Below are 22,235 nucleotides of genomic sequence, written 5' to 3'. Positions count from 1 at the left end.
TGAGAATTACTGCGCCGCGGTTTGTTTATCCAGCACTGTGTTAATTTTATCCATCAGTTGCGTATAGCTCTGCACACCACCGGCAATATAAAGCGAGGCTGAGTCGAGATAAATAATGTGATTGTTTTGCCATGCTTTGGTTTTACGAATCAGCGGATTATCCAGAATCTGCTGTGCAGATTGGCCTTCAGCACGTCCAATGGCATTATCGCGATCCAGAACAAATAGCCATTCAGGGTTAGCATTGAGGATAAATTCAGAGGTCACGACATTCCCGTGACGGCCTGTTTCAGTGAAGGTTGCCGCTGGCGTAAACCCTAATTCGTCAAAAACAAAACCGAAACGGGAGCCGGGCGTGTAAGCCGACATCTTGCCACCACTGATCATTAAGACCATAGCTGAACCTGCGTTGGCGGATTTTTGCTTGATGGTATTTATCTGAGAGGTGAAGTTATCCAGCAGCGTTTTTGCCTCTGCTTCTTTACCAAAGATGGACGCCAATTGCTCAGTGCGATGCGTCAAGCTTTGGGTGAAATGCTGAGTATCAACATCAAGAGCGATAGTCGGTGCAATAGCGCTAAGTTTGTCATAAGCATCTTGAGCACGACCACCAGCAATGATCAAATCAGGTTTAGCCTGACTCAATGCTTCATAATCCGGTTCAAATAATGTCCCGGCATTCAGATACTCTGAGCCACTGTACTTGGATAAGAATTCGGGGAGATGAGTACTCGTCTGCGGGACACCAGCAACTTTAATGTGCAGAGCGTCAGCGGTATCCAAGACTGATGGATTCAGTATGATAACTTTTTGCGGATTTAGTGGAACCTGAGTGGTTCCCTGCGCATGTTCAATACTTATTTTTGATGTTTCTTCAGAGGTCTTCGATGAATCATCACATCCGGTAATGACAGCAGTAACTGCCAGTAATGATGAAAATAAAGCTAAACGTAATCGCATTTTCTCTCCTGAAAAGTGGGGATGTAAATATCCTTGAGTGCTAACGCTAATGATTTGCATTACTAGTGATGGGATGATACCGATCTATTCTTGTGATGAACAGATTACATTGTCAGTCTTCTGATTAATCTGTGGAGTAAGTCGCCGCCATGACACATTGAGTAGATTTTTATATTGACCCCCAAAAAAATTAACTCATTGTATTTCATTGATAAATAAAAAATCATTTCAAAAAAAAACACGGGCAGCGCTATTGTGGAGAGATAACGATTTTTCCCACAAGCTGTAGGAAAATAGAATAATAAGACGCCGTTAGCGGTAAAGAGGGGGGCATATCATGGTGCTGGCTAAAACATCACCGTATTAAATCCCCGCCCCCTTTTTCTATTAGGGGCGAGGAGAGTGATATCGTTAACGCGCAACAGCTTCAATAATAGACAGATAACTCCCGGTCTCTATGATGCGATTGATTTTCAGATCAGCCTTGGCAAGCAGCGCTTTTAATTCAGTCTCAGTGCGCTCTCTCCCACCATCAAAACTGGCCAACATGAGAATATCCATAGTTTTACCGAAGTGTGGACGGTTACCTTCTGGAATGATGGTATCCATAATGAGCACTTTGCCATTCGGTTGCATGGCCTTGCGGCAGTTGTGCAATATCTCGGCTGACTTTTCATCTGGCCAGTCATGGACGATATATTTCAGCATATAAATATCGGCTGGCGGGCATGACTCGAAGAAACTACCCGATTGGAGTTTCCAGCGTGAGTCATCCCCTAATTCACCCAGACGGGTTCTTGCCACAACGGGTTCGCGATCGAATAAAATACCGTGGAGAGTGGGATTCGCTTGCAACACGCTCAACAGTAGGCCCCCCATCCCCCCAGCCACATCCACCACCGTCGCATTTTTCGGGAAATCGTAACTACGCACCAAACACGGGTTTTCCACCCAGGACATCGAAGACATACCCGCGTGGAAATCTCTGTCAGGGGTGTGATTCTCTGGGTTTGACCAATACTCGAAGAAAGAAGTACCGAAGATTTTCTTAAAGGCAGAATGACCCTGAACACTTTCGGCAATGATGCCTAAAGGACGCCAAAAGGTTTCATCCGTCAGCATTAAAACAGCACCACGCAGTGAATGAGGCGAAGATTTACAGAGAAGCTCTGCTGCGGGAGTCAACTCAAATCGTTGTCCGTCAACTTCTTTAAAGACATCACGAGTCGCCAGTAACCGCATCACACGATGTAAAGGTTGCTCCTCAACCCCCATTTCTTGCGCAAGCTCTTTGGTTGTTTTTGGCTTGTCTAAAAGATGGTCGGCAACCCCGACAAGTGCTGCGGCTCGAAGTGCCGCCTGATAGCTATAGCTCATGATTTGATCTATTAAGAATAATGCCGCTTTTTCACTTTCAGGTGTAAATGTCTTATTAGTTTTCATGCTTATAATGCCTCTAATATAATATTCAATAGGATTGATAATCGAGACAACTAAACAAACTTTCTATCTAATTTAAGGTAGAGAGTTAGCTCGGATATATAATGGTTGTAAAAAAAAAATGCGCTACCCATTAGTATTAAATATATTTAATAGCGTATGTGTTTTTTTATTTACATGTGGGAATTAATATTTACGCCAATAAAAAAATAATTATGTCACTTTTTATCTATTTGATTTTATTTAAAAAATAAATTATTTATTTTTTTGGATTACATAAAAAAACACTAAAGACATTGATATTGTTGGTGATAGAATTAATTTCACATTAAAAATAGCAGATAGTAAATTCACGTAATCTTAAATAACATTAAACATATATTTAAATAAATAGAATATCATTTAAATTCTAATAGTATTAAAGTGTAAAAATAAAAAAATGATTAAATAGAATATGTTGATCAAAAAAATCATACTAAAAAACTGCATAATGCAATCGATAGTTAAGCTAAGTAACTCAATCATGGGTTTAGTCGCGATGGAGAAGTGACATTTGCTATGGAAAAGCTATGCTGGTGAAGAATGACCCGCGTTAAGTCATTTATTAATCATATGTTAATGAATGGTTATCTGTGATTTCACTTAGTATACTTATCGATATGTAATTCATTATTCTGGCGTGAAAAGTATGTCGACCTATGCATGGCGTAGTACCGTTTGGATTGCGGTATACCTATTTTTTATTTTGGCTCCGCTGTTGGCGTTATTGACAGGGACATTGCCCCCAGCCCGAGATTTCTGGACTGAACTTTCTATCGCACTCGGTTATGCCGGTTTAGCCATTATGGGGTTGCAATTTGGCCTGACGGCGCGTTTTCGATACGTCACTGAGCCTTGGGGCGAGGATATTATTTACCACTTCCACCGACGCATTTCGCTGATCGCCGTTGGATTGGTTATTGCGCACCCCATTATCCTATTTGTTGTTCGTCCGGAATTACTGGCTTTGCTCAACTCCTTTGAGGCTCCGTGGCGCGCCCGTTTTGCAGCACTCTCTACTTATTCGCTAATTGCTTTAGTTATTACCGCATTGTGGCGAGTGCAATTAAAAATCCGTTATGAAATCTGGCACTTATCTCATATCATTCTGGCTGTAGTTGCCGTTATTGCGGGAATTGCGCATATGGTGGGTTGGGGCTTTTACCTCGACGATCCATTAAAAAAAGCGCTGTGGATTGGACTGATTCTTTTTTGGTTTGGCTTGCTGCTGTATGTCCGTATCGTTAAACCACTCTTTATCTTACGCCGCCCCTATCAGGTGGTGGAAGTTCGCCAAGAGCGCGGAGACACCACGACACTGGTGATGGCACCACAAGGCCACGAAGGTTTTCGTTTTACCCCCGGTCAATTTGGTTGGCTCACCGTCTGGGGCAGCCCATTCAATATCACTGGGCACCCTTTTTCCTTCTCCTCCAGTGCCGAAGTGAGTGATGGGCGTGTTGAAATGTCGATCCGTAACTTAGGGGATTTCACCCGTAATATTGCGAAAATCCCTGTCGGACAACGCGTTTATCTGGATGGCCCCTATGGCGCATTCACCTTGGGCAATCCAGCTGACATGCATGTTTTGGTCGCCGGTGGTGTTGGAATAACCCCGATGATGAGCATGCTACGGACATTGGCTGACCAAGGTGATCAGCGCCCTGCACTTCTGCTTTACGGTAGCAAAGATTGGGAGTCCATTACATTTCGTGAAGAATTGGATGCCTTACAATCACGGCTAAATCTGCAAGTGGTGCATGTCTTATCCAACCCATCGTCAGACTGGACGGGAGAGAAAGGCTTCATTGATGCTGAGATTTTTAAGCGGTACTTGCCGCCCCCCTATGCCAGCCATGAGTATTTTATCTGTGGCCCGAATATCATGATGGATGCTATTGAGAAAGCATTGGCTGAAATTGGTGTTCCTATGTCGAAATACCATTCTGAGCGCTACAGTTTTGCCTGAGGAGGACACAGATGCGGCGTTTATTTGCTGAACGGCTGGTGATTGCTACCGCCATTATTGTCATTGCAGTGGCGGTCTTGTTTGCCTGGTTACGCGTTGCTGGCTAAGTCGGTTTCTTCTCACCGCTATCGATGAGGTCAAACATCGGAGGGCACCCCCCCCCCCACTTTTACCTTTAAATAATAAGGAGATCTCCAAACTCATATGTTGACACTGCTTCATCTGCTTTCCTCTGTTGCCCTACTGGTGTGGGGAACACACATCGTCCGCACGGGTATCATGCGTGTTTATGGTGCCGATTTGCGCCGGGTACTAAGTGCCAGTATCCAGAAAAAACCGACGGCGTTTATCGCCGGGATTGGTGTTACAGCTCTGGTACAAAGCAGTAATGCCACGGCGCTACTGGTCATTTCGTTTGTGTCGCAAGGGCTGATTTCCTTGTCACCCGCATTAGTGATTATGCTGGGTGCTGATGTCGGGACGGCGCTGATGGCACGGGTGCTCACCTTTGATCTCTCTTGGCTGTCACCGATGCTGATTTTAGGCGGGGTGATTGTCTTCCTTGGGCAGCGTAAAGCGCGTATTGGCCAAATGGGGCGGGTGTGTATTGGCCTTGGGTTGATCATTTTGGCGCTGCAATTAATTGTCACTGCTGCCGAGCCAATTACGCAGGCAACCGCTGTTCAAGCGATTTTCTCCTCCCTGACTGGGGATACCATTCTGGCACTCTTGATTGGTGCACTGTTCGCCATGATCAGTTATTCCAGTCTGGCTGCCGTGCTGTTGACGGCAACTCTGGCCGCTACCGGTTTGGTGCCTCTGAATATCGCCCTTTGCATCGTGATAGGCTCGAATCTGGGCAGTGGTCTGCTAGCGCTGATCAGCAGCCGTGGGCAGAATGCCGTTTCCCGGCAAGTCGTGCTGGGGAGCTTGCTGTTCAAGGTCATCGGCTGCATTTTGGTCGTCCCGTGGGTCAATATGCTAGGGAAGTGGCTGTACGGGCATAACTTACCGGCAGCCGAAGTGGTCATTTATTTCCATGTTTTCTATAACCTACTTCGTTGTTTACTGATGCTGCCATTAGTGGGCGTGATGGCGCGGATCTGTAGCCGGTTAGTCAGTGATGACCAAAGTGTCGTACAGCCTGTCGCGCCACGCTATCTTGATATTACGGCGATTGATACTCCATCACTGGCGTTGGCTAACGCTGTGCGAGAAACCCTGCGTATGGGGGATGTGTTGGAGCAAATGCTCTTGCGCTTTAAAGAAGTGCTAGAGGGTAATAAGCAGCAAAAGCATGAAGTCAGTTTGCTGGAAGATGAAGTCGACATGCTTTATAGCGCAATAAAACTATATTTAGCGCAGATTCAGCAAGATGAATTAGGTGAAATTGATTCGCGCCGCTGGGCTGAGATTATTGATACGGCGGTCAATCTCCAACAGGCGGGCGATATTATTGGCCGCATGACATCCGATGTTGCCGCCAAGTCGCTTAATGCACGTAAGCCGTTTTCAGCTGAAGGGTTTGAGGAGCTGAGTACTCTTCATGCCCGACTAGTGGCAAATCTGGATTTAGGCATGTCGGTGTTTTTATCGCGGGATATCAATAACGCCAAGCGCCTGCGTCGCGCCAAGCACCGCTTTCGCTTACTGAACCGTCGTTATTCTCATGCTCACGTTGAACGCTTACACCAGCAAAACGTCCTGAGCATTGAAACCAGCAGCCTGCATATGGGGCTATTGGGTGATATGAAGCGCCTGAACTCACTATTTTGCTCAACGGCTTATCATGTGTTGGAAGTGCAAGAAGAAGCATTGGATTGAGCCGATAAAGGGGCTGCGCCATAGACAAGAAAATCAGCTCGTGGCCCGCTTATCTTGCCCAATCGTCGAGGATTTGCTGTGTGGTTTTTACTCTGATGCGATTGTCGGGAACAGTCAGATCAGCCCAAACCTCATTATGATGCGCAATAAGCTGTTCAGCAGTCACATGTCGGCGATTTGCCGTGGTATGGGCATCTGCTGCGATGGTTAGGGCATAACCTTTGCTAGCAGCAATTTTGATAGTGGTATCAACGCAATAATCTGTGGCACAGCCGCAGATTGTTAGATGAGGTGCACTCAACTCGGCAATCACGTTGTCGAGTTGAGTACGATAAAATGCGTCACAGGCGGTTTTATTGACCGAAATTGCACTTTCCGGGCGGTGCAATTCTGGTAATAGTTGCCACAATTCACTTCCTTCAGCCATTTCATTTTCAATATGCTGAATGAAAATAACGTGGTCAGCCCGGTCTATTAGCTGGTTAATACGCGTGATACGGCCTTGGCGATCAAAGCGGGGGTGGGCAAAAACGCCGTTTTGCATATCAATGACAACAACAACCTTTTCTATGGCCACGCCAACCTCTGCTATTTATGTAAAATCCCCGCTTAAATTAACACAAAATCTCCAGCTTATTTTTTCAGTTGCAATGTCGTCATGCAAGTTTGGCTTTCGGCTTGAGTCGTAAACGGTGAGATTGCCGTCATCCCCTGATAACTGACTTCAATTGTCCCTTCGGTATTACGTGGTAACCACACACCGACAAAACCATTTTGGTAACTGGTGAGTTTATCTTGCAGGATAACTTTCCCTGTTTTATCGGTGATTTTCACATCAAACGGGGTATTTGCCAGCTCCCCACGACAGCCCGATAAACTGTGATTAAAGCAGGGGTGAGTTTGGGTTATATAAGGTGCAAAAGAGAGGTAAAACTTATCACCCAATGGGAAAACATACTGTTGCTGCCCATCAGATAACATTAATTCAGTACCGGTAACTGAAGCTGAATAGGCTAAAGGCCGCTCCTGCTTAGATTGGTCAATTGTTTCAATCATCTGCTCAGTGGTTTTTCCTGATAAACCATGCTGAGTCAAAAACGCTGTTTCTGCGGGGGATGCGGGCTGCGCCAAGGCGAAATGGCTGAAAGTGACTGCGGCTAGAGCAACAATAGCCAGTCGGGCAGTTGAAGCAAATGTCTTTTTCACTGTCATGGATTCCTTTAAGGGTATAAAGAGAAGTAGCAATAATGATAAGTAAGATAAACCCTCCCCCAAGGGGAGGGTCAAAGACAGATTTGAAAAGAAAGGTAAGTCACTGTATAGAATTGACTTTTATTGATCTGAGTCAAATTGAAACCGTGATGTAACCCACAGTACGCCTTAATTAATATCTGGGTGCTGGGCAATCAGGTTCTTTCTCTTTTTCTCAAGTTCAGCAATTTGCTGGTCAATGTCTTCAATATTCTGTTCGATATTGTCATGGTGTTCCTGCAATATCTCTTTTGCCTCTGCCCTGTCTGATGCAGCGGGAGTCGCTCCTTTCAGTGGTTTATTCGCTGTCTCTTTCATAAAGATCCCCGTCACCAAACCAATGATGGCCACAATCATCAAATAATAAGCAGGCATAAACAGGTTTTGCGTCGTTTCCACCAACCAAGCTGCAGCCGTAGGTGTCAGGCCCGCAACCAGTACGGAGATATTAAAAGCAATGGCTAATGCGCTATAGCGAATATGCGTTGGGAACATCGCTGGCAATGTCGACGCCGCCACACCGGTAAAGCAGTTAAGTAAAATGGCCAGAATCAGCAAGCCACAAAATATCAAGCCAATAATTCCGCTGTTAATCAGAATAAAGCTAGGAATGGCAAGAATAAATAACCCGATACTGCCGAAAATAACAAAAGGTTTGCGACCAATTCTGTCGCTCATTAATCCCATTACCGGCTGAACAAATAGCATCCCCAACATAATGGCAATAATGATCAATACACCGTGATCTTCCGAATAATGCAGGCTGTGCGACAGGTAGCTTGGCATATAGGTCAACAGCATGTAATAAGTGACATTCGTTGCCATCACCATACCCACGCAAATAGCCAGATTCTTCCATTGCTTCGTGAGAATTTCACGAAAAGAGACTTTCGGGGGCTGGGCAATGCTGTGTCGCGAGTCATTGTCCATTTTATCTACGTGCTGCTGGAAAGTAGGTGTCTCTTCCAGTGCATGACGCAGGTAAATACCAATTAACCCCAATGGAGCCGCAACAAAGAACGGAATACGCCATCCCCATTCAAGGAAGCTGGCTTCTCCCACAATACTGGAAATCAGCAGCACGACCCCCGCGCCAAGCACAAAACCGGCGATGGAACCAAAATCCAGCCAACTGCCGAGAAAACCCCGTTTTCTGTCCGGCGAATATTCAGCAACAAAAATCGCGGCGCCGGTATATTCCCCCCCAACAGAGAAGCCCTGCGCCAATTTCGCCAGTAACAGCAATATCGGCGCCCATATCCCTATCGAGGCATAGGAGGGAATCAGACCAATACAGAAGGTACTGACCGACATAATAATAATGGTAACTGACAGGACTTTCTGCCGCCCATATTTATCGCCCAGCGCCCCAAAGAATATGCCGCCCAAAGGCCGCACCAAGAAAGGCACAGAAAAGGTCGCCAATGCCGCGATCATTTGAATACCAGGGTCAGCACCAGGGAAAAATACTTGTCCAAGTGCGAATGCGACAAAACCATACACACCAAAATCGAACCACTCCATGGCATTACCCAACGCCGCGGCAGTGATAGCTTTCTTTAGTTTGGCATCATCAATGATCGTAATATCATTGATTTGCATCGGTTTAACGCTTTTTCTTCGTAGTCCCATTTTTTCTTCCTTTATGTTCCCAATAACTCCACTGCATAAAGCATGAAAAGAGTGACGCGCAGTCATTTTGATGAAAATTCAAATTTTGTGAGGTATTTATAAGAATAGTTGTAAACGAGGAGATGTGTAGGATGGTTCAACCTGCAATCATTAGATATGTTAACGTAATATTATCTAAAATGCATGTTTGATAAGCGATAAAAGAGGGCGAAAGTGAATTTTTCCGCCATTTTAGTTTGATTAATCAGTTAGATATACTAGTTGAGTCGCCCGTTATATAAGCGGGCCTTACGCCCCCGTATAATGCAGGGTTATCACTTTCATCTTTAAGCTGCACACCAGATAGACGCCGCTGGAAAGATTGCTCTAACAACCATGCCAACCTAAATGCCGCTTGAGGATAATCCAGCCCCTCTGGTCGAATATTCGAAATACAGTTACGCTCCGATTCCAACCGTTGGGTATTAGGCCCCCAAGTCATATAGACACCTAAGCTATCAGGGGAAGAGAGACCCGGTCTTTCACCAATCAAAATAACCACCGCTTTGGCCTGCAAACACTCCCCGGCATCATCGCCCAATGCCACTCTGGATTGATGAGCCAATACCACCGGAGCTAGTGATAAGCCAAGTGTCTGCAAATAAGGCAGTAAGGCTTCAACCAGAGGAATTGCCTGTCGGTGTACCGCCTTGGATGATAAGCCATCACCAATTACCAGCAAAACATCCGCTTGCTTATCAGGCCATGCGCACAACTGTTCACGACTTGGCTGCGACAGTTGTCGCCCCAGATCCGGGCGACACAGATAAGTGGAACGTTCTGGTGCAGCACTGTTCACGGTAATGGTGGTTAACCCTAAGCCAGCTAATTGACTGGCAAGATCTTCGCTGAGAAAGGGCTGATGCACCGCATCGCGTGCTTGCGCATGCGCCAAGCCGAATTTGAGCAACTCACTGGTCGGTAAACTGGCACCGGTGCGACCTAGAGCGATACGGGCTGCCGTAAATTGCCGCAAGCCTGCCCAAGGGTTACAGTGCAGTAAATCATGCTTAGGACTCATGGGGCGACCTCCAATTGAGGCAACTGAGCCAAAAGTGGATGATTCATCGCGGTGTCACGCAACTGCCCATGTGCATCCATAATATTCATTTTTTCCAACCATAAACCAAACTCAGGAGCATGTTTTAAACCGAGCAATTGGCGAATATAGAGCGCATCATGGAAGGAGGTACTTTGATAATTCAGCATAATGTCATCAGCACCTGGGATCCCCATCATAAAGGTCAATCCCGCCGCCCCCAGTAAGGTCAAGAGGGTATCCATATCATCCTGATCCGCTTCGGCATGATTGGTGTAGCAAACATCACAACCAAGCGGGACTCCCAGCAGCTTGCCGCAAAAATGGTCTTCTAAGCCCGCACGGATAATCTGCTTTCCATCATAGAGATATTCTGGCCCGATAAAACCGACCACGGTATTGGTCAACAATGGAGAGAACCGGCGGGCAATGGCGTAGGCGCGGGCTTCGCAGGTTTGCTGATCTACACCAAAATGGGCATTTGCCGACAAGCAACTCCCCTGCCCGGTCTCAAAATACATCACATTTTCGCCCACCGTGCCGCGCTTAAGGCTCAGGGCCGCCAGTTGCGCTTCCTCAATTAAAGCGAGATTGATACCAAAACCGGCATTGGCGGCTTCACTGCCTGCAATTGACTGAAAAACCAGATCAACCGGCGTGCCGCGCTCTATCAGTTTAAGGGTGTTAGTAACATGGGTTAACACGCAAGATTGGGTTGGGATCTCAAAGCGGTGGATCACATCATCCAGCATATAATTCAGTTTCTCCAGCAACGGCAAACTGTCACTGGCAGGATTAATGCCAATCACGGCATCGCCACTGCCATACAGCAGGCCATCGAGCATGCTGGCCGCAATCCCCTGCAAGCTGTCCGTAGGGTGATTAGGTTGTAGTCGCACACTTAAATGGCCCGGTAGGCCAATGGTGTTACGAAACCGAGTGATAACACAGCATTTCTTCGCTACCAGAATCAAATCTTGGTTGCGCATGATTTTGCTCACTGCAGCTGCCATTTCCGGGGTAATACCCGCACTGACTTGTGCCAACGTCGCACTGTCTGTTTGCTCACTGAGCAACCAATCACGAAAATCCCCCACCGTCAGGTGTGCTATCGGGGCAAAAGCCAACTGGGAGTGCGTATCAATGATCAAGCGCGTGACTTCATCCTGCTCATAAGGAATCAGCATTTGCTGTAGAAAGTTTTTTAACGGCACATCGGCCAATGCCATACGTGCCGCTATGCGCTCTTCAGCCGTTTGCGCCGCAACACCCGCCAAATAATCCCCTGAACGTGCGGGTGAAGCTTTCGCCATCAAATCGCGCAAATCACCAAAATGATAGCGACGATGGCTCAACGTTGTCTGGTACATAACGCGTCCCTTAACTTAGCAGGCCGCCGAAGCAGCCTGAATAATCATCATGACGTCTACATTACGAATGCAATATCACTCAGCACCACTCAGTTGCGGATCGAATGCAGCCGCCGCCCGTGAACTGTGGGTCAGACGGAAGTAAATATAACCAACCAACATCATTCCGGCGAATATCAGCGCCAACAATGGGTTGTAATAGATCATTGCCACCAAGCAGACGACTGCCAGAACCAATGCTAATGCAGGGGCAAACGGATAGAAGGGAGCCGAGAATGGACGAGTGAGCCGAGGTTCGGTTTGCCTGAGTTTAAATAACGACAACATCGAGGTGATATACATCACGATGGCACCAAAAACGGACATTGTCACGATATTGGCTGTCAGCGGCATGCCACCAATGACAATCAGCGAATCGGAGAAAATTGCCGCAATCCCCACCACTCCACCGGCTAATATCGCCAGATGCGGGGTACGGAAACGCCGATTAACGGTTGCCAGAGGTTTAGGTAAATATCCAGCACGAGCCAAAGCAAAAATCTGACGTGAATATCCCATAATTATGCCGTGGAAAGAGGCTATTAGGCCAAATAACCCAAGCCATACCAGCATATGCAGCCAACCACTGTCACTGCCCACTATAATTTTCATCGCTTGTGGTAGAGGGTCATTAATATTGGATAACTTCGTCCAGTCCCCCACGCCGCCGGCAAAAACCATCACACCGAGAGCCAGTACCACTAATGTCAGAATACCGCAGATAAAAGCACGCGGGATCGTGCGCTGTGGGTCTTTAGCTTCTTCAGCCGCCATCGACGCACCTTCAATTGCCAGGAAAAACCAGATAGCAAAAGGAATTGCGGCAAAAATCCCCGACATAGCCCCCAGACTAAAGGTATCCGCACCAGCCCAGCCCCCTTTCACAAAATGGCTGGCCTCAAATCCCGGCGCCACCACGCCCATAAATACCAGTAATTCAAAAATCGCTAATATTGTGACCAAGAGTTCAAATGTGGCGGCAATACTGACGCCCAAAATATTCAGTGACATAAACACCAGATAAGCCCCAACAGCGACCCATTTGGGATCAATGGCGGGGAATTGCACATTAATATAGGCACCAATAGCCATCGCAATAGCAGGCGGTGCAAATACAAACTCAATCAATGTTGCGAGGCCCGCAATAAAGCCACCAGTAGGGCCAAAAGCACGGTGGGCATAAGCAAATGGCCCCCCGGCATGGGGAATAGAAGTGGTTAACTCGGTAAAACTAAAAATAAATGCGGTATACATGGCCGCAACACCCAATGCCGTAAACAGGAATCCTAAAGTTCCCGCCTGCGCCCAACCATAACTCCAGCCAAAATACTCGCCGGAAATAACCAATCCGACAGCAATCCCCCACAACTGAAAACTACCTAATGTACGTTTTAATTCCGGAGCCTGTTTCGCCTGTGACATACCTTATCCCTGCCATTTGCCAGTAATAGTACGGTCTATGGCTAAAGCAAGGTTTGTACCAAATAGCAGGCACCCACAAATTGGCAGTAATAGCCGTACTTTGTGTAATGAGAAATGAGCATGTGGTAAGAGGGAGGCACTGACAGTACGCCCTTTTTAGAGGCAAATGCACGAAGATGCGGCAGCAATGTCACCCCATCACGAGGTGACATCTCAGTAGGCCAATATTTACGCTTGCGGCCCTTCATCCGAAGGGGGCTTGCGTGTTTTGGTCCATTCCCGTAGCCGCTGAACATGTAAATAGAGCGCAGGAATAAACAAAATCCCCACGGCAGTAGCCATTAACATGCCACCAAACACCGTGATACCAATGATCTGACGGCTCATCGCCCCCGCACCACTGGCAAAGACCAGTGGCATCACACCGAGGATAAAGGAGATTGCCGTCATCATTACCGCACGAAAACGCTGCTTGGCGCCGTCTTGGGCCGCTTGTGCAATCGTCGCGCCCTCTTCTCGCCGTGCTTTGGCGAATTCGACAATTAATATCGCATTCTTAGCCGCCAGCCCTATGAGTAGCACTAAGCCTATCTGTGCATAGACATCGTTAGCAAAGCCCATGGCTGATAACCCAGCAACCGCCCCTCCCACAGCAAAGACGACCGAGAGAATGACCACCAGCGGGATACTCCAGCTTTCATATTGGGCCACCAAGAACAGGTAGGCGAACACCAACGCCGCCAGATAAATAAAGACCACCTGCCCGCCCGTTTGCTGCTCTTGCCATGACATGCCACTCCAGCTGTAGCTGTAACCCTGCGGTAAATTCTGTGCTAATAGTGCCTCCATCGCCGCCATGGCCTGACCGGAGCTGGCTCCATCAGCCGCAGAACCGTTAACCGTCACCGAAGGGAACTGGTTAAAATGGCTGATAAAGGGAGCGCCAACAGAAGGTGTTAGCGTGACCAAGTTGGCCAAACTGACCAATGCTCCATTATCACTGCGCACATTCATACTATTTATCTGCGCAGTACGCTGGCGGAAATCCATATCATTTTGTAATTGCACTCGGAACATACGGTTATTCAGTGTGAAATCACCCGCATTCATCCCACCCAGTGATGTTTGCAACGTCTGGAAAATGCGGCTGACAGGCACTTGTAATAATGCGGCGCGATCCCTATCAATGCTCAGATTGACTTCAGGTACTGAGGCACTGAAGGTGGTAAATACTCGGCTGAGTTTCGGGTCTTGGTTGGCGGCAAATATAATCCCCTGACTCACCTGTGCCAGCTCCTGTGGTGATTGCCCCAACAGAGCCTGAATACGCAAATCAAAACCTGAAGCATTCCCCAACCCAGCAATGGCTGGCGGATTCACCGCCATAATCGTCGCCGAAGGAATAGTGGCTAAATTGGCCTGAATATTGGCCAGCACCTGATCAATATGAGGTCGTTGCCCCCAAGGTTTCAGCATGACAATGGCAAAACCGGCATTGGGCGAGTTATTACCACTGAGCAAACTAAAGCCGGTGATTTTTATCACATCTTCAACGGCGTCATTGGCCGTCACCTGCTGATACATCTGATCCATGACCGTCTGAGTACGATTCAACGAAGCGCCATCCGGCAGTTGCAAACTGACGAAGAAATAGCCCTGATCTTCCTCTGGCAGGAATGAAGTTGGCAGACGGGTATAACCCCACCAAGTTGCCAACCCTACCAGTAACAGAGCGGCAATACTGAACACAGCACGGCGACTAATACGGCCTGTTAATCCCACATACCCATCACGTGCGCGGTCTAATCCACGGTTAATAGCGCCAAACACGCCGGTATTCGACAAAGTACGCCGCTTTAGCAAGACCGCACACAGCGCTGGACTGAGAGTCAACGCATTAATACTGGATAAGATCACTGCCGCCGAAAGGGTGACGGCAAATTGACGGTATAGCTCGCCCACAATGCCCGGTAAAATGGCAATAGGAACAAATACCGCCATTAGCACCAGCGTGGTGGCAATAATCGGCCCTGCAATCTGGCTCATCGCCTGCTTAGTGGCTTGCGCGGGTGTCAGATTAGGATCATTCGATAACAAGCGCTCAACGTTTTCGACTACCACAATGGCATCATCCACCACAATAGTCAGCGCCAGAATAATGGCGAACAAACTGAGTGTATTCGCCGAATAACCGAAGACATAAAGCACTGCAAACGTGCCCAGCAGCGATACTGGAATGGTGAGCGCGACAATAAACGTCGCCCGCATACTTTGTAAAAACAGATACACCACCGCCAATACCACAATGAGAGTCAATGTCAGTGAGAGAGCAATTTCATGCAAGGTTGCGGTGACAGGTAACGTGGAGTCGTAGTTGATTTCATACGTCAGATCCGGTGGGAAAGCCGCCGACAAACGAGCCATCTCATCGCGCACCCCATTAGCCACATTTAACGCATTGGCTCCCGGAACCGGATAGACCACTAAGAATGCAGATTCAGTTTGATTTTGTGCTGCGCTAACCTGATAGTTCTGCGCCCCCAGCGCGACACGCGCAATATCACCCAGCCGAATCATCCCGCCCTGCGGGTTGCTGCGAATAATCACATTGGCGAATTGTTGTGGATCGGCAAGCCGCCCTTGCCCACTGATAGTCAGGGTTTGCTGCTGGTCTGGCGTCGACGGTGACGAACCAATCTGCCCGGCAGCGGCTTGCACGTTCTGTTGTTGTAATGCTGCGATGATATCTTGCACGCTGACATTCAGTGACTCCATACGTTGTGGATTCAGCCACACCCGCATACTGTAATCACGCGCACCAAACACCTGCACATCACCGACACCATTGATACGTGCGATAGCATCACGCAACTGAATGCTGGTGTAGTTGCTGACAAATAGCGCGTTATGAGTCTGTTTCGGCGAAAAGACACTCACCCCTAACAACAGGTTCGATGCCCGTTTGCGCACTGAAATACCGTTTTCATTCACCTCGGCAGGCAGTTGAGCGCTCACCTGAGAAATACGGTTTTGTACTTCAACGGCGGCCATATCCGGATCAGTCCCACTGGAGAACGTGATGCTCAACTGATAGCTGCCGTTGTTACCGCTGGTGGACTCCATATACAGCATATTGCTGACGCCATTGACCTGTGCTTCTAGCGGTGAGGCAATAGCTTGCGCCACATCGCGAGCACTCGCTCCCGGATAAACCGCACTGACAGATACCACTGGCGGTGTGATATCAGGATATTGCTCCACGGGAATAACGTGCAATGACACCCAGCCAACGATGGTTATCACCAGCGCAATAACAATGGCAAATTTGGGACGACGGATAAAGAAATGTAGCATCTGGCCTTCCCCTTAGTTCGCCGTCAGTGGCGCAGCAATACTGGCGCTCACTGTCATGCCGGGCCGGACATGTTGCAGCCCAGACACAATAACGCGCTCGCCGACATTCAGACCTTCTTTCACTTCATATTGCTGTTCAAACTGCGCGCCAAGAGTCACTGGCCGCACTTCAACCTGATCGTTATCCGTCACCACCAAGACAAAATGGCCCTGCTTATTTTGCTGTAACGCAGCGATCGGTATAGCCGTCACCGCTTTTGCCGTTTCTGTTGCCAGCGAGACATTCACCACCCCACCGGGTAAGAGTAAATGCAGTGGATTAGCAAAGCGGGTGCGAATTATCACTGTGCCGGTCTGTTTATCAATTTGGTTATCAACAGATTCAAAAACACCAGTTTCCGGGTATTGCTTGCCATTTGCCAATTGGATGCGCGGAGTGAAATGCCCAAACGGCAGTGCGCTATTATCGCTGGTTGATGGATTTTTCGCTGACAATTGATAGGTAGCCGTAATGTAATCTCGTTCATTAACGGCGATTGCCACCCGAATAGGATCGAGCTGCACGATACTCACCAACGTGCCACTGGCCGGGTTAATCAAGCTACCAACATTAAAGCGGCTGTGGCCAATCTGGCCGGAGATCGGCGCAGTAATGCGCGTAAAGCTGAGTTGGAGTTGCTGAATTTGTAGGTTTGCTTGTGCCTGAGCCACCGCAGCCCGGTTGATATCCCGCTGTGCTTGTGCCTCATCGACTTCCGCTTGGCTCACTGAGCGGTTACTGCCCAAGCGTTGTAAACGGGTGAGATTCACCTGTGCATGGTTAGCACTGGCGGTTGCGCTGTCTAACTGCGCCTGCGCCTGAGTGACTGAGGCCTGATGTAACGCGGGATCAATTTCATACAAAAGCTCGCCCTGTGTGACCATCTGCCCTTCGGTAAATAGCCTAGCGGCAATAAACCCCTCAGTTCGTGTCGTAACATCCACTGCCTGAATAGCTTCCACCCGACCAAGATATTGCAACGCACTGTCTGGTATCGTCGAAGTTACAACGGCTACAGTCACCGCTGGGAGTGGCGCTTCCGCCATTGCATTATTTGCCCCAATACCCAGTAATAAAATAATGGCATAGGCGGTCAAAGAAGGTCGCCGAGTGCTTAAGATTCGCTGCAAACTAAGGGTTATCCGGCGGCGAACCCATTTCAGTGTAGACATGATCATTTGTTCCTTACTCTCGGCGGGGTAATAAGTTGGGTATGGCATTAATAAGTTTAGCGGGATTAGTCATATTTTGGCGTCACTTTAACGTCTTGCGACAAAAATTCCTATTGCACTGAATGTCGTCGATACAGCAAGAGATTATGGCTAATTTAAAATGATACCCGCTGGAAGTAACTGGAAAAAAATTCAACACAAACTCTCAGCTTGGCCGAGAAATAGAGGGGGGTATGGTAGACCGCCCAGATATTGGCACTTTGCGCATATTCAGGCATCACTCGCACCAAAGTCCCATTCTGTAATAGGGGAGCAACATCCCACAATGAGCGCAACATAATGCCACGGCCATTTAGCGCCCACTGCAAAACAATCTCGCCACTGTTAGAAGAGAGGTGTCCCGATATCTTGACTGACTTTTTGCCCTCCTTACTTTCTAATTCCCACACGCCGACTGTCTGATCTCGCTCCTGAGTAAACAAACAATCATGCTGCTGCAATTCATGAAGCGTGGTAGGAGTACCCTGCCGCGCTAAATACTCAGGTGATGCGCAAATAATTCGCTGATTTTTGGTTAGCATCCGGCTGATATAACTCTCCGAAATATCGTCGTTTACCCGAATATCGAGATCAATCTGGTCTTTAATCAAATCGATCTGTTTATCAAATAACTCAAAATGAATTTGCAGGTCAGGATAACGGGCCATTAACTCAATAATAGCGGGAGCAATATAGTTACGGCCAAAACCAAAACTACACCCAATGCGCACTTTCCCGGAGGGTTGCTCCTTTATCTGGGATACTTCATTTTTCAGTGCCGTTAATCGCTCCAGTATATCGAGAGCGGATTGGTAGGTCAGTGTACCGGTTTCTGTCAGTACCACTCCACGAGAGGAGCGGTGCAATAACTTGACGCCGAGCTGTAATTCCAACTGCTGAATACGCTTGGTCACGAATGCCGGCGTTTGTCCCAAACTTTCAGCCGCAAGCTGAAAACTACCACTATTAACCACGGCGATTAATACCTGCAAATCTTTAGGTAAGGGATAGTGATCGAGACTCATTACGCTATTCCTGAATTGAAATATTGATATTGCTACTTTAACGCTTTCTGACCTGATGCAACCAATGAATAACAACAAAGTTTTGATGTCTATAACCGTAATTATTGTGATTGGCAACTTTTGGTTGTTTTTCTGTTATTTATTTGTTGCTCAACGATGCCATTATGTCATTTATTTATTTTTGACGGAAATGACATATTTTGCTAACCCCAGCTTTATAAAGAAAAAAAGAGAATTCACGTTTTGTTAATTGAATAATCACACTTCAAAATCGAAATAATCCACAATTTTTGTGGTAGTTTGTTTTCACTGCCGGTAGCGCGATAAAAAATAAATAAAGCACACCTTTATTTAGTCATCATTTAATGGCGTATCAGCCATTATTTATGCTGGAGAGTATTCATGAGCATAATTGAGCAAAGCGATGCAGTCACCAAACTTACCGATATTATTGCCGATTTTACCGCAATGATATCTACTCGCATGCCAGACGATGTTGTTGATAAATTAAAACAGCTTCGAGAATTAGAAAATGAGGGCATGGCAAAGATTATTTACCATACCATGTTCGATAATATGGAAAAGGCCATAAAACTGAATCGCCCAGCCTGTCAGGACACAGGCGAGATAATGTTTTATGTCAAAGTTGGTACTAACTTCCCATTATTGAGTGAATTACAAAATATTTTAAAGGCCGCTGTACAGCAAGCCACAATAAAAGCGCCATTGCGACATAATGCGGTCGAAATATTTGATGAGATCAATACCGGTAATAATACCGGTAGCGGTGTTCCTTGGGTGACCTGGGATATTCTCCCCAATGCTACCCACGCAGAAATCGAAGTGTATATGGCTGGAGGAGGCTGCACTTTACCCGGTCGCTCTAAAGTGCTTATGCCATCCGAAGGATACGAAGGAGTGGTGAAATTTGTCTTTGAAAATATTTCAACACTGGCTGTCAATGCCTGCCCGCCGGTGCTGGTTGGCGTCGGTATTGCCACCTCGGTAGAAACCGCCGCCGTATTATCACGTAAAGCTGTATTACGCCCAATTGGGAGCCATCATCCAAATCCTATTGCTGCTGATTTAGAGCGCCGTCTGGAAGAAGGGCTGAATAAACTTGGTATTGGGCCACAGGGATTAACTGGGAAGGCCTCCGTTATGGGGGTTCATATTGAGTCAGCAGCGCGTCACCCATCGACAATTGGTGTTGCCGTCTCCACTGGTTGCTGGGCACACCGCCGCGGAACCCTGTTGGTTCAGCAAGATTTAACGTTCGAGAGCATCTCCCATACCCGAGGTGACCAATTATGAAAAAAGTATTAACAACACCAATTAAAGATGAAGATCTGGTGGATATTAAAGCCGGCGATGTTATTTATCTCAATGGCACATTGGTGACATGTCGCGATGTTTGTCATCGCCGCCTTATCGAATTAAAACGTGAGATCCCATTTGATTTACGAGGTAAAGCTATTTTCCATGCTGGGCCAATTGTCAAAAAGAATGGTGATAAATGGGAAATGATCTCAATTGGCCCAACCACCAGTATGCGAATGGAAAGTTTTGAAAAAGAGTTTATTGAGCAGACGGGGGTTAAATTAATTGTCGGTAAAGGTGGCATGGGACCAAATACTGAAGAAGGCTGTAAAACACATAAAGCGTTGCATGCTATTTTCCCGGCAGGATGTGCAGTATTAGCTGCAACACAAGTCGAGGAAATAGAAGAAGTCCATTGGACGGAATTAGGTATGCCGGAATCACTGTGGGTCTGCCGAGTGAAAGATTTTGGGCCACTAATCGTGTCTATCGACACCCATGGTAATAATCTTATTGAAGCCAATAAAAAATTGTTTGCTGAAAAACGCGACGCTATTGTCGATGAAATCTGTGAACATGTTCATTATATTAAATAATAATGATAACCGGAGGGGCTACCCCTCCTTTATTCATAAAAGGATCTGACTATGGCAAAGTTAAATTTGTCATGGCGATTATTAACGCCCATAGCAGTGGCGATTATTATCGCTTTATTTCCTTCACCCAGTGGATTACCTGAACACGCATGGCTTTATTTCGCTATTTTCTTTGGTGTTATTGTTGGCTTAATTTTAGAACCTGTGCCGGGTGCGGTTGTGGCAATGACCGGCTTGGCTATTATCGGCGTGCTCTCTCCTTGGTTGCTTTACAGCCCTGAACAACTAGCTGAACCCGGTTTCAAATATACGTCGAAAGCACTCTCTTGGGTGGTTTCCGGTTTTTCAAACTCGGTTATCTGGTTGATATTCGCGGCATTTATGTTTGGAACGGGTTATGAAAAAACAGGATTAGGCCGCCGTATCGCTCTGTTGTTAGTCAAGAAAATGGGACATAAAACCCTGTTTCTAGGGTATGCCATTATGTTCTCAGAACTACTCTTGGCCCCCGTTACACCGTCTAACTCGGCGCGAGGTGCGGGGATAATCTACCCGATTATCCGTAACTTACCGCCACTTTATGATTCACAGCCCAATACTCCCGGAATACGAAAAATTGGGTCGTATATCATGTGGATGGGGATCAGTGCAGATTGTGTCACCAGCTCCATATTTTTAACGGCTATGGCCCCAAACTTGCTATTAGTCGGTTTACTCAAGTCCTCGTCAGATGTGGCGCTATCTTGGGGGACGTGGTTTATCGGTATGCTGCCATTGAGCATCTTATTGGTTATTCTCGTGCCGTGGCTCACCTATGTACTTTATCCACCAGAAATTAAGCAAGGCAATCAAGTACCTGAATGGGCCAAAAAAGAACTAGAAATCATGGGGCCACTGTGTCGGCGTGAAAAAATAATGCTGGGGCTGATGATTACGGCACTGGTGTTATGGATCTTCGGCTCTGACTTTATTGATGCCGCCATGGTGGGATATTCCGTTGTCGCTGTGATGCTACTGACCAAAGTGATTACTTGGGACGATATTATTAGCAATAAATCAGCCTGGAGTGTCTTCTTCTGGCTGGCATCCTTGATTGCTCTGGCTACAGGGTTAAACCAAACCGGCTTTATCTCTTGGTTTGGACATCACATTGCTGGCAGCCTATCAGGGTTCTCACCCACCGCCATTATGATTTTGCTGGTCACTATCTTTTATGGTTTACGTTATTTCTTTGCCAGTGCAACAGCTTATACTTCAGCATTAGCGCCCATGATGTTGGCTGCTGCATTAGTGATCCCCGAAATACCGTTATTGACATTTAGTCTTATGATTGGCGCTGCCATCGGGTTGAGCAGTATTACCACACCATATGCAACAGGTCCTAGCCCTATCTATTATGGTAGTGGCTATTTGCCGACTGCCGATTATTGGCGTTTAGGCGCAATATTTGGCGTGCTGTTCTTGGTATTGCTGCTATTAACCGGATTAATTTGGATGCCTTTAGTTATCTAACACCTCACCTGTCATTGCCCGATCAGAGCAATGGCAGGTAATCATTCCCCACGATCATTTCTCCGCTTAACTTCTCATCTCTGTTTCACCACAAGAATAGATCCATCACATATTGGCAATAATAGGGTAGGCATTGGCTAAATTTATTCCTAT

Annotated in this window: 16 protein-coding genes; 5 read left to right on the top strand and 11 right to left on the bottom strand. The window is 47.0% G+C overall.

The window, feature by feature from the left end; all coding sequences use genetic code 11:
* Positions 1-6: 6 nt before the first annotated feature.
* On the bottom strand, positions 7-960 hold the full coding sequence (locus HUZ92_RS01760) for a siderophore ABC transporter substrate-binding protein (RefSeq protein WP_050097893.1): 954 nt from the start codon (positions 958-960) through the stop codon (positions 7-9).
* A gap of 411 nt (positions 961-1,371) precedes the next feature.
* Entirely contained in the window at positions 1,372-2,403 is a 1,032-nt protein-coding gene (locus HUZ92_RS01755; RefSeq protein ID WP_050097892.1) for a methyltransferase, read from the bottom strand.
* A gap of 685 nt (positions 2,404-3,088) precedes the next feature.
* Between HUZ92_RS01755 and HUZ92_RS01750 the strand changes: the two genes are divergently transcribed.
* The gene (locus HUZ92_RS01750) at positions 3,089-4,408 is read left to right on the top strand and encodes a ferredoxin reductase family protein (protein ID WP_050097891.1); all 1,320 of its coding nucleotides are present in this window, start codon (positions 3,089-3,091) and stop codon (positions 4,406-4,408) included.
* A gap of 204 nt (positions 4,409-4,612) precedes the next feature.
* A complete protein-coding gene (locus HUZ92_RS01745; protein WP_050097890.1) occupies positions 4,613-6,232 on the top strand; it encodes a Na/Pi cotransporter family protein in 1,620 nt (539 codons plus the stop codon).
* A gap of 49 nt (positions 6,233-6,281) precedes the next feature.
* On the opposite strand, the gene HUZ92_RS01740 is transcribed toward HUZ92_RS01745, so the two are convergent.
* The 9 genes from HUZ92_RS01740 to ttdR form a co-directional block, all read right to left on the bottom strand.
* The gene (locus HUZ92_RS01740; RefSeq protein WP_050097889.1) at positions 6,282-6,809 is read right to left on the bottom strand and encodes an isochorismatase family protein; all 528 of its coding nucleotides are present in this window, start codon (positions 6,807-6,809) and stop codon (positions 6,282-6,284) included.
* 56 nt (positions 6,810-6,865) lie between these two features.
* Complete coding sequence (cueP, locus tag HUZ92_RS01735) at positions 6,866-7,438, bottom strand: copper-binding periplasmic metallochaperone CueP (protein WP_050098152.1); 573 nt, start codon at positions 7,436-7,438, stop codon at positions 6,866-6,868.
* A gap of 174 nt (positions 7,439-7,612) precedes the next feature.
* Positions 7,613-9,115, bottom strand: a complete 1,503-nt coding sequence (gene proP, locus HUZ92_RS01730) for a glycine betaine/L-proline transporter ProP (RefSeq protein ID WP_050140143.1) — start codon at positions 9,113-9,115, stop codon at positions 7,613-7,615.
* 244 nt (positions 9,116-9,359) lie between these two features.
* Complete coding sequence (eutC, locus tag HUZ92_RS01725; RefSeq protein ID WP_145579847.1) at positions 9,360-10,175, bottom strand: ethanolamine ammonia-lyase subunit EutC; 816 nt, start codon at positions 10,173-10,175, stop codon at positions 9,360-9,362.
* The gene (locus HUZ92_RS01720) at positions 10,172-11,563 is read right to left on the bottom strand and encodes an ethanolamine ammonia-lyase subunit EutB (protein WP_050097886.1); all 1,392 of its coding nucleotides are present in this window, start codon (positions 11,561-11,563) and stop codon (positions 10,172-10,174) included. The genes eutC and HUZ92_RS01720 overlap by 4 nt, the downstream gene beginning before the upstream one ends.
* A 75-nt stretch (positions 11,564-11,638) precedes the next feature.
* Positions 11,639-13,024: an ethanolamine permease gene (gene eat / locus HUZ92_RS01715; protein ID WP_145579846.1), complete on the bottom strand. Its 1,386-nt coding sequence runs from the start codon at positions 13,022-13,024 to the stop codon at positions 11,639-11,641.
* Positions 13,025-13,252: 228 nt separating this feature from the next.
* Positions 13,253-16,378: an efflux RND transporter permease subunit gene (locus tag HUZ92_RS01710; RefSeq protein WP_145579845.1), complete on the bottom strand. Its 3,126-nt coding sequence runs from the start codon at positions 16,376-16,378 to the stop codon at positions 13,253-13,255.
* A 12-nt stretch (positions 16,379-16,390) separates the two neighbouring features.
* Entirely contained in the window at positions 16,391-17,590 is a 1,200-nt protein-coding gene (locus HUZ92_RS01705) for an efflux RND transporter periplasmic adaptor subunit (RefSeq protein WP_072086517.1), read from the bottom strand.
* Between the two features lie 155 nt (positions 17,591-17,745).
* Positions 17,746-18,654: an L-tartrate utilization transcriptional activator TtdR gene (gene ttdR / locus HUZ92_RS01700; protein ID WP_080985759.1), complete on the bottom strand. Its 909-nt coding sequence runs from the start codon at positions 18,652-18,654 to the stop codon at positions 17,746-17,748.
* A 402-nt stretch (positions 18,655-19,056) separates the two neighbouring features.
* Between ttdR and ttdA the strand changes: the two genes are divergently transcribed.
* From ttdA to HUZ92_RS01685, 3 genes are read left to right on the top strand one after another with little or no spacing between them, the layout of a single operon-like run.
* On the top strand, positions 19,057-19,968 hold the full coding sequence (gene ttdA, locus HUZ92_RS01695) for a L(+)-tartrate dehydratase subunit alpha (protein WP_050140147.1): 912 nt from the start codon (positions 19,057-19,059) through the stop codon (positions 19,966-19,968).
* On the top strand, positions 19,965-20,570 hold the full coding sequence (gene ttdB, locus HUZ92_RS01690) for a L(+)-tartrate dehydratase subunit beta (RefSeq protein WP_050097881.1): 606 nt from the start codon (positions 19,965-19,967) through the stop codon (positions 20,568-20,570). The genes ttdA and ttdB overlap by 4 nt, the downstream gene beginning before the upstream one ends.
* A 51-nt stretch (positions 20,571-20,621) precedes the next feature.
* Entirely contained in the window at positions 20,622-22,082 is a 1,461-nt protein-coding gene (locus tag HUZ92_RS01685) for an anion permease (protein WP_050140148.1), read from the top strand.
* Positions 22,083-22,235: the final 153 nt, after the last annotated feature.

Origin of the sequence: Yersinia vastinensis (assembly GCF_902726565.1) — a bacterium.
GTDB classification, from domain to species: Bacteria; Pseudomonadota; Gammaproteobacteria; order Enterobacterales; family Enterobacteriaceae; genus Yersinia; species Yersinia vastinensis.
Note: the sequence above shows the minus strand (reverse complement) of the source record. Positions and strands in the feature narration are given on the sequence as shown.

Excerpts from the sequence above, each read along its gene's own strand:
- HUZ92_RS01755 (WP_050097892.1), bottom strand. The coding sequence starts at position 2,403 with ATGAAAACTAATAAGACATTTACACCTGAAAGTGAAAAAGCGGCATTA.
- HUZ92_RS01745 (WP_050097890.1), top strand. The coding sequence starts at position 4,613 with ATGTTGACACTGCTTCATCTGCTTTCCTCTGTTGCCCTACTGGTGTGG.
- HUZ92_RS01710 (WP_145579845.1), bottom strand. The coding sequence starts at position 16,378 with ATGCTACATTTCTTTATCCGTCGTCCCAAATTTGCCATTGTTATTGCG.
- eutC (WP_145579847.1), bottom strand. The coding sequence starts at position 10,175 with ATGAGTCCTAAGCATGATTTACTGCACTGTAACCCTTGGGCAGGCTTG.
- eat (WP_145579846.1), bottom strand. The coding sequence starts at position 13,024 with ATGTCACAGGCGAAACAGGCTCCGGAATTAAAACGTACATTAGGTAGT.
- proP (WP_050140143.1), bottom strand. The coding sequence starts at position 9,115 with ATGGGACTACGAAGAAAAAGCGTTAAACCGATGCAAATCAATGATATT.
- ttdB (WP_050097881.1), top strand. The coding sequence starts at position 19,965 with ATGAAAAAAGTATTAACAACACCAATTAAAGATGAAGATCTGGTGGAT.
- ttdA (WP_050140147.1), top strand. The coding sequence starts at position 19,057 with ATGAGCATAATTGAGCAAAGCGATGCAGTCACCAAACTTACCGATATT.
- HUZ92_RS01720 (WP_050097886.1), bottom strand. The coding sequence starts at position 11,563 with ATGTACCAGACAACGTTGAGCCATCGTCGCTATCATTTTGGTGATTTG.
- HUZ92_RS01705 (WP_072086517.1), bottom strand. The coding sequence starts at position 17,590 with ATGTCTACACTGAAATGGGTTCGCCGCCGGATAACCCTTAGTTTGCAG.
- ttdR (WP_080985759.1), bottom strand. The coding sequence starts at position 18,654 with ATGAGTCTCGATCACTATCCCTTACCTAAAGATTTGCAGGTATTAATC.
- HUZ92_RS01685 (WP_050140148.1), top strand. The coding sequence starts at position 20,622 with ATGGCAAAGTTAAATTTGTCATGGCGATTATTAACGCCCATAGCAGTG.
- HUZ92_RS01750 (WP_050097891.1), top strand. The coding sequence starts at position 3,089 with ATGTCGACCTATGCATGGCGTAGTACCGTTTGGATTGCGGTATACCTA.
- HUZ92_RS01760 (WP_050097893.1), bottom strand. The coding sequence starts at position 960 with ATGCGATTACGTTTAGCTTTATTTTCATCATTACTGGCAGTTACTGCT.